The sequence below is a fragment of the Microtetraspora malaysiensis genome, from assembly GCF_001528665.1.
Taxonomy (GTDB): domain Bacteria; phylum Actinomycetota; class Actinomycetes; order Streptosporangiales; family Streptosporangiaceae; genus Microtetraspora_A; species Microtetraspora_A malaysiensis.
Genome location: NZ_BBYJ01000017.1, coordinates 175,425 through 191,368, shown reverse-complemented (window position 1 = coordinate 191,368; position 15,944 = coordinate 175,425). Strand labels below are relative to the sequence as shown.

The window sequence follows — 15,944 nt, the reverse complement described above, 5'->3', positions numbered from 1 at the left end:
GGAAGATCATCAAGGACATCCGGGTCTGAGCCTGATGACCAGCTCAGCGCCGAAACCGGGCCCTTCTGCGAAAAATCCCGACTAGTAGGCTGAGCCTCGTTTGGATCTCGAACGAGGCCGGTGACGTGAGACCCAGAACCGTCAGCACCGCACAGATCGTGTCGCCGAAACTGGTCGCAAGGGCGACGGAGCTGTCCGCTCTCCTCTCCACCCTCGGCAGACCCCCAGCCGTGGCGGTCGTCGAGGGTGAGGCGGGAATCGGCAAGACCCGGCTGGTCACGGAGCTGGCCTCGCTGCTGGACGGGCCGCTGGTGCTGACCGGCGGCTGCGGGCACATCCGCGAGCCGTTCCCCCTCGGGCCGGTCCTCGAAGCCTTACGCGGCACCGGAGAGAGGCTGGCGACGGCCGCGTTGTCCCCCGTGACAGGGGCGCTGCGGCCGCTGCTACCCGAGATCGCCCACGTGCTCCCGGCCCTGCCGGAGCCGCTGGGTGACCGCGTCGGCGAGCGGCATCGGGTGTTCCGCGGGCTGGCCGAGTTGCTCGCCGCCCTGGGCACGGTGGTCCTCGTACTGGAGGACATGCACTGGGCCGACGAGCAGACCGTCGAGTTCCTCGGCTACCTGCTGTCGGATCCCCCGCTCGGGCTGTGCGTGGTCCTCACCTACCGCGGGGAGGAGGTGGGGGTCGGCGCGCGGGCGCTGACCGCCCGGCTGCCCGCTGCGGTGGCCAGGACCCAGGTGGTGCTGGCCCCGTTCGGCACAGCGGAGACGCAGGAGCTCGCCGCCTCGATCCTCGGCACCGCCCACGTGTCCGAGGACTTCGCGCTCTACCTGCGAGAGAGAACCTCCGGCCTGCCGTTCGCCATCCAGGAGCTGCTGGCGCTCCTGCGCGCCCGCGGCACGCTGGTGCGGCGCGGCGGCGGGTGGGCGCGCAAGACCATCGACGAGCTCGACGTTCCCGCCGGGGTCCGCGACTCGGTGCTGGAGCGGGTCAGCCGCCTGTCGCCGGCCGCCCGCGCGGTCGTCGAGGCGGGCGCGGTGCTGGAGGCGCACGTGCCGATCGCCGCGCTGCTGGAGACCTGCCGGGCGCCGGAGGGCGAGGCGGCGAACGGGCTGGACGAGGCGCTGGAGCGAGGTCTGCTCGTGGAGCGGTCAGGGCTGGTCGGGTTCCGGCATCTGCTGGCCGTACAGGCGGTCTACGGCAACGTGCCGCTGTCGCGGCGGCGCGACCTGCACGCGCGGGCGGGTGCGACGGTCGGGCGGCTCAGCCCGGTGCCGCTCGGGCAGGTAGCGCACCACCTGCGCCACTCCGGCCAGCTCGACGCCTGGGTGGCGGCGGCCGAAAAGGCCGCCGACCAGGCCACCGCGCTCGGCGACGACGACGAGGCGGCGCACCTGCTGGAGGCGGTGCTCCGCCACGCCCCGCTGACCCCGGTACGGCGGGCGGAGCTCGCGGTCAAACTCGGCTGGGCGAGCACCCGGACGCTGAAGATGGTGGACGAGGTCGGCGTGCTGTCGGCGGCGTTGGAGCACGACCCACCCCAGCCGCTCCGCGGTGAACTGCGCTTCCTGTACGCGCTGGGCCTCGACCGGACGGCCGCCGAGCCCCGGCTGCAGTGGCAGGCGTTCACCGACGCGGTGGAGTCCCTGGACGGGCGGCCCGACCTGGTGGCGCAGGCGATGGTGGGGCTCGGCCTGCCGACGACACCGGACGTGCCCCTGGCCGAGCATGTCGGCTGGCTCGAACGGGCGCTGGAGCAGTTGCCCGCGATCGACGACGCGCCGCTGCGCGCCTTCGTGCTCGGCAAGGTCGCCATGGTGCTGACGGCGGTGGGCGATCCCCGCTGGGCCGAGCTGGCCGACCGGCTGCTGGCTCAGACGGGCGGCAGCCCCGTGCACCGCCGGGAGGTGGGCGCGTTCTGCTCGCTCGGCGAGGACGCGTGCTACGCGGGGCGGTACGAGATCTCCGACCGGCTGCTGTCGGCCGCGCTGCTGGGGGCGCCGGGCTGCGACCTGACCCGGTGGATGGAGTTCAACTGCCGGGCCTCGCTCGCGGTCCTCGCCTACGCGCGCGGCGCGTGGGCGGGCCTGCCGGAGGAGATCGCGTTCCTGTCCGAACGGCTGGTCGAGCACCCGCGCGAACTCGCGATGCTGGACACGGTCAAGGCCTGCCTGACTCTCGCCTCCGGTGACCTCGAGGAGTCCTGGCCCCGGCTGCTTGACGTGATCGAACGCGCGCTGCGGATGGGCGCGATCGACCTGCTGCCGATCGCGATGGGCGCGCTGCTCAGGCAGGCGGCCGCGCAGGGCAGCGAGCCGCCGGCCGAGATCGCGGCGGCCTGTGCGGTGTGGGACACCAAGCGGCTGTGGCCGGTGGCCGTCCGGGTGCTGCCGCCGCTGGTCGAAGCGCTGGTCACGGCCGGACGCCAGGAGGAGGCCGGCGCGCTGGTCAGCCGGCTCGACCGCGAGCTGGGCGCACTGGACGCGCCGCTCGCGCCGCCGTCGCTGGCCCATGCCCGCGGGCTGCTGGCGGCCGACGCGGCGGACTGGGCGGCGGCGTCGGCCGGGTTCCTGTCCGCGGTCGACGGCTACGACCTGCTCGGCTGCCCGTACGAGGCGGCCCAGGCGCGCGAGCTGGCCGCCTCCTGCCTGGTCGAGCTCGGGGACGAGCGGGGGCCCGAGCTGCTGAACGCGGCCCTGGCGGCGTACGGCTCGCTGGGCGCGCGATGGGACCTCGACCGCGCCTCCCGCCTGGCCAGACGGGCCGGCGTCCCCTCACCGGCCCGGCACCGGGGCGGGCCGAACGGCTACGGCGGCGAACTGTCGCCGCGCGAGAAGGAGGTCGCGATGCTGGCGGCCACCGGGTTGACGAACAAGGAGATCGCCAAGGATCTCTTCCTGTCGACGAAGACGGTCGACAAGCATCTCAGCGCGGCACTGCGCAAACTCGGGCTGCGCTCGCGGGCCGCGCTCGCCAGGCGGCTGGACGGCAAGGGATAGATGGGGATTTTTACCCATAGGTAGGTCAAGGGCGCACTGCGGACGATGGGTGTCATGTCCGAAACCCATCCGCAGCGCGGTCCAGAGCCCTCGGACGAGCCAGAAGAGCACGGCCAGGAGCAGGACGAGGACTCCGCTGCCCGAGAACCGGATGACGGGTGGGTCGAAGTATGACCCCCCGGCCTGACCACCCCCCTACCCCCTGAGGAGCCCCATGCCCAGCTCGTCGCGCCTGTTATGGCGCGGATCCGCAGTCGCGGTCGCCGCGGTGACGCTCACCGCCTCGCTGTCCGTCGTATCCACCCCCGCCGCCATCGCCGTACCCGCCGCGCAGCCTGACCTGGACCGCCTCCCGCCGGGCACGCACCGGATCACGCTGATCACCGGCGACACCGTGACCCTGACGGAGAGGGGCGGCGCGCACCAGGTCGACGTCGAGGCCGCCAACCGCCCCGGCGAGTCGAGGCCCGCCTTCCTGACCCGGGCGACGCCCAAGGGTGTGTACGTCTTCCCGACCGACGCCATGGCCGCCGTGAACGCGGGCAACGTCGACAAGGAACTGTTCAACGTCGAGTACCTGGCCGAGAACGGCTACACCGACGCCCAGACCAAGCAGCTTCCGGTCATCGTCCAGTATCCGAAGGGACAGCGCGGGGTGAAGGCGGCGGCCGACGCGTTGCCCGCCGCCACCATCGCCACCGACCTGACCAGCATCAGCGGCGCAGGTCTGCAGGTCGACAAGGCCAAGGCCGGCGACTTCTGGGCCGCCGTCCGTGACGGCGGTACGGCCGCGCGCACCCTCAAGCAGGGCGTCACCAAGCTCTGGCTGGACCGGAAGGTGAAGGTCAACCTGGCCGAGAGCGTGCCGCTGATCGGCGCGCCCCAGGCCTGGGCCGCCGGGTTCGACGGCACCGGGGTGAAGGTCGCCGTCCTCGACACGGGCGTCGACACCAAGCATCCCGACATGGCAGGCGTGCTCGCGGAAACACACTCGTTCGTCCCCGGCCAGGACGTGACCGACGGCCACGGCCACGGCACCCACGTGGCCGCCACGATCGCCGGCACGGGCAGCGCCTCCGGCGGACGGAACAAGGGCGTCGCCCCCGGCGCCAAGCTGCTGGTCGGCAAGGTGCTCAACAACGAGGGCCAGGGCGAGTCGTCCTGGCTCATCGACGGCATGGAGTGGGCCGCGAGCAGCGGTGCCAAGGTCGTCAGCATGAGCATCGGCGGCGGCCGCAGCGACGGGTCCGACCCGATGTCGCAGGCTGTCAACGAGCTGACGGCGAGCACCGGCACGCTGTTCGTGATCGCCGCGGGCAACGACGGGCCCGGAGCTCGGACCGTCAACACGCCGGGCACCGCCGACGCCGCGCTGACGGTGGCGGCCACGACGAAGACGGACGAGCTGGCCGGGTTCTCCAGCCGCGGGCCGCGCCTGGACGGGGCCCTCAAGCCGGACATCGCCGCCCCGGGATACAACATCGTCGCCGCTCGGGCCGCGGGCACCGGGATGGGCACGCCGGTGGACGACTTCTACACCTCCGCCAACGGCACCTCGATGGCGACCCCGCACGTGGCGGGCGCCGTCGCGATCCTGGCCCAGCGTCACCCCGACTGGACGGCGGCGCAGTACAAGGCCGCGCTGATGAGCACCAGCAAGCAGGTCGGGCTGACCGTCTACGAGGAGGGCGCCGGCCGGGTCGACGTGGCCAGGGCGGCCTCCCAGCAGGTCGTCGCCACCACCGCGAACCTGGACTTCGGCGACGGCAAGACCACCACGAAGCAGGTCACCTACGCGAACCTGACGGACCAGCCGGTCACGCTCACCCTGACCCCGACGCTGTCCAACAAGCAGAAGCCGATCGAGGGCGTGCTGAGCGTCGACAAGACCGTCACGGTGCCCGCCGGCGGCACGGCGAGCGCGACGGTCACGCTCGACGCGGCCGACCTCGGCTTCGGCGCGTACGGCGGCGCCATCACCGCCGAGGCGGGCGACGTACGGCTCAGCACCCCGGTCGGCCTCTTCCTCGCGGGACCGAGGGTCACGCTGACCATCAAGACGATCGGCCGCGACGGCGCCCCGCTGACCCCCACGGCGCTCGACGTCATCAGCGTGACGGCCTCCGACGAAGAGACCGACGGCGCCTCCGTGGCGGAGCCCGGCGTGGTGACGATCCGGGTGCCTCCGAGCACTTACAGCGTGATGGAGGTGGTCAGCTGGATCGACGACGACTCGCGGACGAACTACGGCTGGCTGAGCGATCCGGAGGTGGACGTCACCGAGGACACCACGATCACGCTCGACCTGCGCAAGGCCAGCCAGGTTCGGTTCGGCACGCCCACTCCCGCCGGGCCGCTGAACAACGAGACGGTCGAGTCCTACCAGCGCACGACGGAGGACGGCGTGCCGTACGCGGGCATGCTCGACCACAGCCCCTGGGACCGGGTCTGGGCCACCCCGACCAAGCGCGTCACCAAGGGCAAGTTCCGCTTCACCCAGCATGCGATTCTCGGCCAGCCGGAGGTGAGCATGTCCGTTCTCGGCAAGGACGTGCCCGACGTCGAGGCCGTCTCGGGGATGCACTGGGAGTACCAAGGGGTCGAGAGCCAGAACGGCCATCCCGGCTGGGTCCCGTTCACCGGAACCCAGGACCTTCCGGTGGTGAACGTGGGCCTGGGAACGCCAGAGGAACTGTCCAGTATCGACCTCAAGGGCAAGCTGGCGCTTTTGGAGACCGGTTTGCAGGCGAACATCTTCGGCTCGGCCTGCGGAGTGCCGGTCGAGGTGTTGGAGAACCTGCGGGCCGCCGGAGCGGCCGGAGTGGCGGCGTTCCCGACGTCGCCGTCGGAGACGATGCCGCGCTGCTCGCTGCCGTTGCCGATCTCGCAGAAGCCGTTCACCGACAAGCTCAAGGAGCTGGGGATCCCCAACGTGTCCCTGTCCGCCCGTGACGGCGCGGCGGTACGCGACCGGCTGGCCAAGGGCCCGATCACGATCCGGGTGACGGGAACGCCGGACACCCCCTTCACCTACGCGCTGAAGGAGTACCAGGAGGGCAGGATTCCCGAGTCGCTGAACCACACCTACAAGCGCAACCAGCTCGCCCAGGTCGACGTGGTGCACCCGGCCGCTGACCCGGCCACCAAGTTCTCCGACCACCGCCTGGCCTGGAAGCAGGACGAGCGCCTCTTCATGTCGCAGGCCGTCGAACTCAGCAGTTGGTCGGCCGTCGGTCCACACACGCGGCGCGACTACGTCGGTCCGCTGTCCGCGGACGTGATGCAACTGAACACGAGCGCGGCCTTCCCGTCAGACAACACCGTCGAGGTGAGCGACGCTCTGGACATCTACGACAAGCCGGTCCACACCCAGCAGCGGTTGTTCGCCGGACCGCGGACGCCCGGTGGCTACACGGCGCCGGACAAGGTGTACCGGGTTCCCGACCCCGCCAGACCCTACCCCGCGACCTTGGGCCTGAACACCGCGTGCGACCTGTGCAGGCGCGGCGACCTGCTGTTCCCCGTCTTCCACACGATCAGGGTGAACGATGGGCTCCAGCAGCACGACGACCTGAGCGGGATCTACAACTACACCTACCGTCTTACCAAGCAGGACGGGACCGACGTGCCGATGACCTTCATCGAGCGCGTACCCGTTTACAAGCTGCCCCCGGAGAAGGCCACGTACCAGCTCTCGGCGACGAGCAAGACGATCAGCGCCGTCTGGACGTTCACCTCGTTCCGCGCGGAGAAGGACACGGTGAAGCCCGGCCACATCTGCGCCGTCGTGTCCACCGAGCCGTGCCGTCCCGAGCCGATGGTCACCGTCGGCTTCGACCTGGACGACACGCTCGACCTGCGGAACACCGTGGCCACCGGGCGCCACCGCTTCACCGTCACGGCGGGGCACGGTCCCTCGCTGGAGGCGATGCCGGCGATCGCCGGGCTGAAGGTGTGGGCCAGCACGGACGACGGCAAGACGTGGAACCCGGTCCAGCTCTCGAAGGAGAAGAAGGGCGGCACGTACACCGCGACCGCGACCTACCCGTCCCGTGACAAGACCACGGGCACCGTCAGTCTCAAGGCGGAAGCCTGGGACGCCGACGGCAACCGGGTGGAGCAGACGACGCTGAAGGCGTTCGGGCTGCGCTGACGGCAAGACCTGAACCGCCCAGGCCCCGCCTGGGCGGTTCAGCCGTTCCCGCGTTCCGATGCACCTGCTTCCATGCTGGTGCTGTCCACGCCGGGTGCACGGACACCGCTTCCTCCGGTCAGAGCGTCGGACCTCGATCGAATCGACTTCTTTGATCCGTAGGTTCAGGGTGGGTGTACCGCTTCGTCGTGGCGAGCTGGGAGTGGTGGTCAATGCCCGCGGTTAGTCGGATCCGCCCGAGGCAGGCCGGGTCAGCTCCTGAGTTGTACGGCCCGTGAGTTCCTCAACGCCGACCTGCCGGGTCGACCCGTCGCGCAGCGTCAGGGTGGCGCCGCGGATCTCCGGTGTGGTCGCCGCGTTCTCCTTCTGTTCGGTCGTTGGGGCGTCGGGCCACCACAGAGCTACGTGGCCCTCTCGGACAGTCGCGGTCACCGGCCCCTTGGCCACGGTGTCGAAGACGACACCGACGACATCGGCGCCGACACGCCCGCGGACGCCTCGGATGCTGCCCGAGGACGTGCTCATCACCTCTCCCAGGGCGACGAGCGCCGACTTCGGCGCCACGGCCGGCGCCGGCGGTGACTGCGGAGTCGCGCTGCTGCCCGTCATGCCCATGACCGACCCGTCGCGCACGTAGCACGTCAACTCGCTCGGGCTCGGCGCGCGATCGGTCAGGTAGACCAGGACCAAGGAACCGCGTGCTTCGGTGATCACCGGACGCATCCTCGACTCGTCCACATCCTTGACGGCCCTGGGGTCGTCGAGGATCGCCTTGACGCACGCCGTCTCGGCCTGGCGTGCTGCGCTTGTGGACAGGCCTTGCGGTGTCGCCGACCAGGCCAACGCCTGACCGCCGCCGAACAAGGACGGTCCGGCCACGAATCCGACGGTGACGGTGGCTGCGACGGCGCCGAAGGCGGCTGCTCGTCGTGCCGCCGTCAGCCGCCGTCGGGGCCGCGAGGGCGTCGCCGTCGGGACGGACATCTGGTCGCCAGCCCCGGAAAGCGCCCTACGCAGCACATCCTGCGCCTTCGCGTCAGAGCCGGTGACGAGGTCGGCGCTTGTCACGGCCGGGTCGAGGCTGGCAAGGGTCTGGTCGAGCCGGCCGTCGGTGAGCGTGGTCTTGGTGTTGTTCATGCCGAACTCCCTCGGGGCGTGGCGGTGACTGCCCTGGTGGCAGGGGTCTGGGGCAATGCCTTGGCATGGGCGCGCAGGGCCTTGCGGGCACGGCTCAGGCGCAGGCGGTAGGCGACCGCAGAGATGCCCAGAACCTGGGCCGCCCGGGGCGCGTCCAGCCCGTCCCACACGGTCAGGGCCAGCGCCTCCTGATGTACCGCGGACAGCCGAGACCACGCCCGGGCCAGATCGACTCGCCAGGCAACCAGATCGGCGTCGAGCGCTCCGACATGGCCGTGAGCCGTCGGGTCCTCGGAGATGCGCACGGCCAACGCCTGTCGTCTCTGCTCGCCTCGCACGCCGGCCATCAGGGTCAGGCGGGCGACGCCGAACAGCCAGGCGCGTGCGTCGTCCACCTGGGTCGGGACGTCTTCGAAACGGCGCCAGGCCACAACGAACACTTCGGCCGCGATGTCCTCGGCGTGGCTCGGATGGACCCGACGCTCGGCAAAACGCAGAACCGCTGGATAGGTCGCCGTGAAAAGTTCAGTGAACTGTCGCTCCCGCACCGGCGGGCCCGTGTCGTGGATACTCACGCCCCTTCATGTCGAGTTCCCGCCCGGCTGTGTCATCACCAACCAAAAAACAACTATATGTAATGCTTCGGGTTCGCTATGTGTCGGTCGCGGTGTCGACGGTTGGCATGCCTCGCCCGGCCGGGGTTTGGGCCGTACGACTACGGATTCGAGGCGGAAGCCCGTTACTGGCCGGCACTCAGCCCGTTTCGATCTTGTTGCCCTTCGGGTCGAGCACGTACCACTTGGCGCCGAAGGAGTCGACACCCTGCCCGGTGATGTCGCCGGGCTTGACGTCGGTGACGAAGTAGTACAGCGGGTGGCCGTTGTAGGTGACCTGGGTGGTGTGGTCGGTCCTGGCGGTGGTGCCGAGCAAGGCGGGTGATACGCCGCTACCGGCCTGCGGCTTGCCCGTGGTGGTCAAAGGTGGCCAGGCGCGCGCGCATGCGTCATAGCAGGTCGAGCTGGTGCCCTTGTCCGCCACGAACAGGTACAGCGTGCGGCCTTGGCCGTCGACGAGGATCTTGCCGAGCTTGGAGTCTCGGACCGCGACGGTGGCGTTCGCGAAGGTGGCGCCGGCGGGGCTGGCGCGCCCGGCCGGGGTCTTTCCGGTCGGCGAACTCGGGACGGCCGGGGCGAGTTTCGACTGGCCGAGCGCGTAGCGGGCGATGGCGGCGCCGAGTTCGTTGCCGGCCTTATGGTCGAGCCGGGTGTGCACGCCTCCCCAGATACGGCTGAGCCCGGCTTCGGTCGCGGTGGCGCTCAAGCTGGCATAGGGCTTGGTGTAGGGACTGGGGCCGCCGGCGGTGGCGGGTGAGGTGAGGGTGAAGGTGTTGCGGTCGCCGTAGAAGCGGGCGAGTACCGTGGCGGCGGCCGTGCTGATGTCGCTGTGCATGCCTGGGTAGGACGGGTCGGGAGGGGTGGTGACCAGCGGGGTCCATGTCGGATCTCGCCTGACCCGCGGGTTGCCGGCGGCGAGGCGGATGGCGGTGATCGGCCGCCAGAACCGGTATCTGTACTTGGCGTCGTAGATGCCGATGGTGGCATCGGCGAGGGTGAGGTTGAGCAGGGCGAACATGTCCGCCGACCGGTCGATGTCACTGTGGCGCGCGAGGGCGACCTGCTGGGCGACGTCGTACCAGTAGTTCTGGGCGGGACCGCCCCAGAGCTTGGCGAGCGTGGTCTGTTCCGCCGTGCGCGTGAGGCTGCGGGCGGCGCCGATGGCCTTGACCTCGTTGATGGCGGTCGCGTACGCACGGCTGCGCAACGGCGGGGGCGCTGCGGGACGGAACTGGTGGCCGGTACGGAGGAGGAATGGGGTGACCTTGCCCCAGTGGGTGAACTCCGGCGCCTTGAAGGCGGGCGGGGTCGACCGGTAGTCGCCGGGCTTGCCGGTGGTGGCGTAGCGCGGCGGGGTGGCGTCGGCGCCGTCGTGCGCGCGTAGGGCGAGGATGGCGCGGGCCGCCTGGGTGCCGACCTTGACGCCCTCCTGCTTGGCGCGGCCGTCGGGAATGCCGGCGAGATCGGACGACAACTGGCGGTCCAGGTCGGCCTTGTGCGCCGGGTACAGGGCGGTGAGGGTGTCGTGGGCGGCCGCCGCGGCCGCGGCGGGGCGGGACGCGTCCCGAGGTGCGGTGAGGCTGGGGCCGTAGAGGGGATGAGCGCGGCTGATCGCGTTGACCGCGTCGTAGACGGCTGCGCTCATGATGGCGAAGTTACGGGTGGGGTGGATGGTGCTCGGCTCCGCGTGCGGACTGCGCACGATGTCGAGCAGCGTCCGGTTCCACTCGATCACCACGTTGCCCCGGGCCGGCTGCGCGACGGCTCTCGCGGTCGAGAGCGGAGCGGCATGGGCGGCGGGTGCTGCGGCGTGCTGGGCACCGAGTGTCAAGAAGGCCACCGCGAGCGCGAGCACAGGCCGCCGCTGGGTTCTGCCAGGTTCTGGAAGCGCGAAAATCCTCATGATCCTCCTCCTGTCAGGTAGCGGAGGTTGAGGAAAGATGACAGGCCGCTTCAACGTCTCTACGCCAACCGGCGCCCACCGTTTCGGGGACCGCAACCCAGTCGGGCTTTCCTTCCGGCTCGTAGGGTTTTCGTCGTCAGGACTTGCCCGGCGCATCGCTGGTTCGGCAGCGGAAGCCGCTCCAATCATGGCGGAAAGCACCGCGGCGAGAGGCCGCGATTGAAAGCCACAACCTCGCTGTTCTCTTCATGGAGAACAGGGTGTTGTGAATGCGAGTGCCCTACGGCGGCCGGTGATCAGGAAATTCTCGTCGCAGGCGCGGTTCTGGATGTAATCAAATACTGTCGCGTTTACCACGATAGCCGACAGTAAGTGCGCGTAAATATTGCCGAGGCAAAGCCCTATACAAGCTGGACCATCCACTCCGCTGCGCCGACAAGCCTAAACCCGATGCGAAGTGTCAAGAAAATAACTCAGAGGGTGTTTGATTCCAAAGGTTGCGTTTGCTTCGGATTATGTGCCCGGCCAGATGGGGGGTGGGTTCGCCGGCCCGGCCGCCGCGGCCTGGCCCATCGGCACCCGCTGCTCGTGGCGTATTGATCTCCTTCTTGAAGATCGCAGCAATAGGTGTTGATACCTGGCGGATACACGGCTGAGCGCGGATGGATACCCGGCCAACACCGAGTGGAGGAAAACGGCCGCCAAGGTGGCCACGGCGCCACGAGGGGCGGCGCGATTCCCCCATGTCGATTCCCCCATGTCACGGTGAAGGAGTACTCCATGCGTGTGCTGATGTGCGGTCTGCTCGGCCTTGCGGTGCTGACCGGGTGCGGGGCGAACGCCGCCCCCGTGGCCGGCGGCGGGAATGCCTCCATGGACAAGGCCCGCGAGCGGGAGAACGTCATCGCCACCTGCATGAAGCAGAAGGGTTTCTCCTACACCCCCTCGGTCAGCCGGCCCAAGCAGTCCGACGCGAACCCCGCTGACTACGCGGCGATGAAGGCGGCCCGCAGCAAGTACGGCTTCGGCGTCTTCTCCTCCGTCGTCTATCCGAAGCCGCCGGAAACGCAGGCGCCGGACCCCAACCGGGCGACGATCGACAGCCTCTCCGGTGCCAAACGGGACGCCTACCTCAAGACCCTGAACGAGTGCCGGGTCACCGCCCTCCAGCAGGTGAACGGCCTGAAAGTCACCTCGGTCGCCGACTATCAGGACCAGATGAGCACGGAGATCGAGAACATCGACAAGGAGCTCGACGGCGACCCCAAGCTCCTTGAGCTCGCCGCGCCCTTCGCCGAGTGCCTGAAGTCCAAAGGCGAGCGGGTTACCTCCGCGAAGCCGCTCGCACTGAGCGTCCGCGGCATGGATGTGTGGGGCAAGCAGGCCGACCAGCTCGGCAAGGCGGGCACCGTCACGGCGAAGACGGCCAGGCCGTACCTCGCCAAGGAGATCACGTCGGCGCTGGTCGACCTGGAGTGCGGCAAGGACTTCTACGCCGCCTTCATCCCCCTGCAAAAGCGGCTCACCAACGAGGCCAGGGTGAAGTACGGGTTCCAAGAGCAGTGATGCGTACCCCTCGTGGCAAGCTGCTACTCGTCCTGGCCGTGGTCTTGGCGGTCGCGGGGACCGGCTGGGGAGTGGGCACCCTGCTGCGCTCCCCGGCCGACGAGGCGGCGGCGCGCAAGCCGCCCAAACCGTCGCTGGTCACCGTCGCGGTCGAGCGGCGCACGCTGGTCGCCACCGTCGTGGTCAGCGGCACGCTGGAGTACGGCTCGCCGTATCCGGTGTCGCTGGCCGGGGTGGTGGGCGGCAGCGAAGCCGCGCAGCGCGCTACCCGCGCTCCCCGGCGGGGCACCCTCGCGGAGGGCGCGGTGATGATGGAGGTGAACGGGCGCCCGGTGTTCGTCTTCGCCGGCACGGTGCCGATGCACCGCAGCATCGTCTCCGGCGCCAAGGGGGCCGATGTCCGGCAGTTGCAGAAGGCGCTGCGCAGGCTCGGCTACCGCGCGCCCGCGACCGGCGTGTTCGATCAGGCGACCATCGCCGCGGTGTCGCGCTTCTACGCCAAGCGGGGCTATGAGGCGCAGCAACCCACCTTGGAACTGCGGCAGCGGCGCGACGACCTGCGCCGGGCCGTACGGGCCGCGCAGGAAGTGCTCGCGACCGAGCGTAAGGCCCTTGACCAGGGCAAGGATGTGCTCCCGCTGAAAGTCAGGCTCGCCAACGCCCGGCAGGATCTGAGGGAGGCCGAACAGGCGCTGAAGAGCGCGCGGGCGCAGGACCACACCACCGAGGACGAGGCCAAGGTCGAGGCCGCCGAGAGCGCGGTACGGGCGGCCGAGGAGAAGCTGCTGGCGGCCCGGCAGGAGCTCGCCCGGGCCACCGCGACGCCCGCGCCCGCGCCCGGCCTCGACCCCAGCCCCGCCGCAGGGCCCACCGCGGGTGCCACGGCCGGGCCGCCTGCCGACACCCGCCTGCTCGAACTCCAGGTCGCCAACGCCGGCGCTGATCTGGCCGCCGCCAGGTCGGCGCTCGAGCGCGTCCTGGAGGAGGCCGAGATCGCGCGGGCCAGGCGGCTGACTGAGCTGACGAAGAACGTCCGGGGGGCTCGCGAGGCCGTCGTCACCGCCGAGCAGGCGCTCAGGCAGGCCCGGCAGCTCTCGCCCGTCAAGCTGAGGGTGGCCAACGCCCAGAGTGACCTGGCCGCGGCACAGGCGCTGCTGGCCGAGTTCTCCCGGACCTACGGCACCACCGTCCCGCCGGGAGAGATCGTTTTCCTGCCCAAGCTGCCCGCCCGTCTGCACAAGTCGACCGTCAAGGCGGGCGAGTTGGTGGACGAGTCGATCGCCACGGTGACCAGCTCCACCTTCGTGGTCTCCGGCTCGGTGGACGTGGCTGAGGCCGAGCGGCTGAAGACGGGTCTGACCGCGAGCATCGAAACCGAGGCCGGCACGATCGTCCCCGGCACGGTGACCTCCCTCGGCGGGCGCGACACGAAGGGCGCCGCACCGGTGACGATCACTCCCGCCTCGATGAAGGGCCTCAGGAAGCTCGCCGGCGCGCCCGTCACGGTTCGCGTCACCATCGGAGCCACCGGCCAGGAGGTACTCGTGGTCCCCGCCGCGGCGGTCGTCACCGCCGCGGACGGCAAGGCCCGGGTGCAGGTGGAGACCGCGCCCGACCAGACCAAGGAGGTCGAGGTACGCACCGGCCTGTCCGCCGACGGAGCCGTGGAGGTGACCGGCGACCTCGAGCCGGGCGACATGGTGGTGATCAACAGTGCCTGAGCCGGTCATCCTTCTCGACGACCTGACCAAGGAGTTCCCCACCGATCCCCCCGTCAGAGCGCTCTCCGCCATCAACCTGAGAGTCGAGAGATCGGACTATGTCGCCATAGTCGGCCCCTCAGGGTCCGGCAAGTCCACCCTGCTCAACATGCTCGGCCTGCTCGACCGGCCGACCAGCGGCAGCTACCGGCTCGACGGCATCGAGACCACCATGCTGAAGGACAGCGCGCGGACCACGGTGCGCGGCAGCCGTATCGGCTTCGTCTTCCAGTCCTTCCACCTGCTGCCCCACCGCAGCGTGCTGGAGAACGTGATGCTGGCCGAGGTCTACGGCGGGGGGTCGCGCAAGGGGCGGCGCGAGCGCGCGCTGCGCGCTCTGGAGCGGGTACGGCTGTCGCACCGGGTGGAGTTCCTGCCCGGCAGGATGTCCGGCGGCGAGCGGCAGCGCGCCGCCATCGCCCGCGCCCTGATGGGCGAGCCCGCGCTGCTGCTGTGCGACGAGCCCACCGGCAACCTCGACAGCAAGAACACCGACGCCGTGCTCGACCTGTTCGACGACCTGCGCGCCCAGGGCATGACCATCGTGGTCATCACCCACGAGAACGAGGTGAGTGAGCGCGCCGCGCGCCGGGTGCGCATCACCGACGGCACCTTGGCCGAGGAGGAGATGTGCACCCGCGCGACCTGCTGAACGAGGCCATGGCGGGCCTGCTGGCCCGCCCGGTGCGCTCGGTGCTGACCACGCTGGGTACCGTGCTGGGCATCACCACCCTCGTGGTCACCCTGGGCGTCGCCGCGACGGCGGGCAACCAGATCGTCGGCCGCTTCGACGAGCTGACCGCCACCTCCGTCACGGTCGAAGTCCCGGAGAACCCGTTCCCCTTGGTCGATTGGGCCGACGTCGACCGGGTGACCCGGCTGCGCGGGGTGGTCTCCGCCGCCGCCCTCGCCGAGTCGAACCAGAGCGCCAACCTCACCGTCCGCTCCAACGACATGGTGGACCCCACCCGGGTCACCGACCAGACTCTTACGGTGGTCGCCAGCAGCCCCGGCCTGCCCGCCGCGGTCAAAGGCAGGATGGTCGAGGGCCGCTATTTCGACGCCGGGCACATCGCCCGTGGGGACAAGGTCGTCGTGCTGGGCCGGCACGCGGCCAAGATGCTGGGCATCACCCGGCTGGAACGGGCTCCGGCCGTCTTCATCGGCACCCAGGCGTACACCGTCATCGGCGTGCTCGGCGACCTGAAACGGGAGAAGAGCCTGGCGAGCGCCGTCATGCTGCCACCGGCCGTCGGCAAGCGCTATGGCCTGAGCACTGTGACCCGGGTCCTGGTCAACACCGGCCTCGGCGCCGCCGAACTGATCGCCAAGCAGGCGCCGGCCGCACTCAGCCCCGGCAACGAGGCCCTCCTCCAGGTCATCTCGCCGGCGAGCCCCACCAGAGCGCGCGATGCGGTGGAAGACGACGTCAACGCCCTCTTCCTGATCCTCGGGCTGGTCTCCCTGGTCGTCGGCGCGGTCGGCATCGCCAATGTCACCCTGGTGACCGTGATGGAGCGCATCGCCGAGATCGGCTTGCGCCGCGCCCTGGGCGCCGCCCGCCGCCACGTCGCCGCGCAGTTCCTGCTGGAGTCCACCCTCACCGGGCTGACCGGCGGCGTCGTCGGTGCTTCCGTGGGGATCGTCGTGGTCGTCGCGGTCTGCGCCGCCAAGCAGTGGACTCCGGTCCTGGATGTACGGCTGGCCGTCATGGCACCTGCCGCCGGTGCCGTCGTCGGACTGCTCGCGGGCCTGTACCCGGCTCTGCGTGCCGCTCGCATGGAACCGGTCAACGCACTTCGGTAGATATGG

9 protein-coding genes are annotated in these 15,944 nt (G+C 70.3%); 6 read left to right on the top strand and 3 right to left on the bottom strand.

The genetic code is table 11. From position 1 onward, the window contains the following. The first annotated feature begins 125 nt into the window (after nucleotides 1-125). A complete protein-coding gene (locus tag AWQ71_RS22430; RefSeq protein ID WP_067136269.1) occupies nucleotides 126-2,999 on the top strand; it encodes a helix-turn-helix transcriptional regulator in 2,874 nt (957 codons plus the stop codon). A gap of 214 nt (nucleotides 3,000-3,213) precedes the next feature. After that, nucleotides 3,214-7,152 (top strand): S8 family peptidase, encoded by a 3,939-nt coding sequence (locus tag AWQ71_RS22425; RefSeq protein WP_067136267.1) that lies wholly within the window; start codon nucleotides 3,214-3,216, stop codon nucleotides 7,150-7,152. A gap of 222 nt (nucleotides 7,153-7,374) precedes the next feature. On the opposite strand, the gene AWQ71_RS22420 is transcribed toward AWQ71_RS22425, so the two are convergent. The 3 genes from AWQ71_RS22420 to AWQ71_RS22410 all read right to left on the bottom strand — a co-directional run bounded on the left by AWQ71_RS22420 (nucleotide 7,375) and on the right by AWQ71_RS22410 (nucleotide 10,734). Continuing rightward, entirely contained in the window at nucleotides 7,375-8,289 is a 915-nt protein-coding gene (locus AWQ71_RS22420; RefSeq protein WP_067136265.1) for a hypothetical protein, read from the bottom strand. Continuing rightward, complete coding sequence (locus tag AWQ71_RS22415) at nucleotides 8,286-8,864, bottom strand: RNA polymerase sigma factor (protein WP_067136263.1); 579 nt, start codon at nucleotides 8,862-8,864, stop codon at nucleotides 8,286-8,288. The genes AWQ71_RS22420 and AWQ71_RS22415 overlap by 4 nt, the downstream gene beginning before the upstream one ends. A 178-nt stretch (nucleotides 8,865-9,042) precedes the next feature. Then, a complete protein-coding gene (locus AWQ71_RS22410) occupies nucleotides 9,043-10,734 on the bottom strand; it encodes a phosphatase PAP2 family protein (protein WP_169806604.1) in 1,692 nt (563 codons plus the stop codon). Between the two features lie 852 nt (nucleotides 10,735-11,586). Between AWQ71_RS22410 and AWQ71_RS22405 the strand changes: the two genes are divergently transcribed. The 4 genes from AWQ71_RS22405 to AWQ71_RS22390 are packed head-to-tail and all read left to right on the top strand — an operon-like array spanning nucleotide 11,587 to nucleotide 15,938. Then, nucleotides 11,587-12,372 carry a hypothetical protein gene (locus AWQ71_RS22405; protein ID WP_067136259.1) on the top strand — a complete coding sequence of 262 codons (786 nt, stop codon included), beginning with the start codon at nucleotides 11,587-11,589 and terminating at the stop codon, nucleotides 12,370-12,372. Beyond that, nucleotides 12,372-14,093, top strand: coding sequence for a peptidoglycan-binding protein (locus tag AWQ71_RS22400; protein WP_067136257.1), 1,722 nt, complete (start codon nucleotides 12,372-12,374; stop codon nucleotides 14,091-14,093). The genes AWQ71_RS22405 and AWQ71_RS22400 overlap by 1 nt, the downstream gene beginning before the upstream one ends. After that, a complete protein-coding gene (locus AWQ71_RS22395) occupies nucleotides 14,086-14,784 on the top strand; it encodes an ABC transporter ATP-binding protein (protein WP_067136255.1) in 699 nt (232 codons plus the stop codon). Before AWQ71_RS22400 ends, AWQ71_RS22395 begins: the two co-directional genes overlap by 8 nt. Then, nucleotides 14,763-15,938, top strand: coding sequence for an ABC transporter permease (locus AWQ71_RS22390; RefSeq protein ID WP_067136253.1), 1,176 nt, complete (start codon nucleotides 14,763-14,765; stop codon nucleotides 15,936-15,938). Before AWQ71_RS22395 ends, AWQ71_RS22390 begins: the two co-directional genes overlap by 22 nt. The last annotated feature ends 6 nt before the right edge of the window (nucleotides 15,939-15,944 follow it).

Excerpts from the sequence above, each read along its gene's own strand:
- AWQ71_RS22425 (WP_067136267.1), top strand. The coding sequence starts at position 3,214 with ATGCCCAGCTCGTCGCGCCTGTTATGGCGCGGATCCGCAGTCGCGGTC.
- AWQ71_RS22420 (WP_067136265.1), bottom strand. The coding sequence starts at position 8,289 with ATGAACAACACCAAGACCACGCTCACCGACGGCCGGCTCGACCAGACC.
- AWQ71_RS22405 (WP_067136259.1), top strand. The coding sequence starts at position 11,587 with ATGCGTGTGCTGATGTGCGGTCTGCTCGGCCTTGCGGTGCTGACCGGG.
- AWQ71_RS22400 (WP_067136257.1), top strand. The coding sequence starts at position 12,372 with ATGCGTACCCCTCGTGGCAAGCTGCTACTCGTCCTGGCCGTGGTCTTG.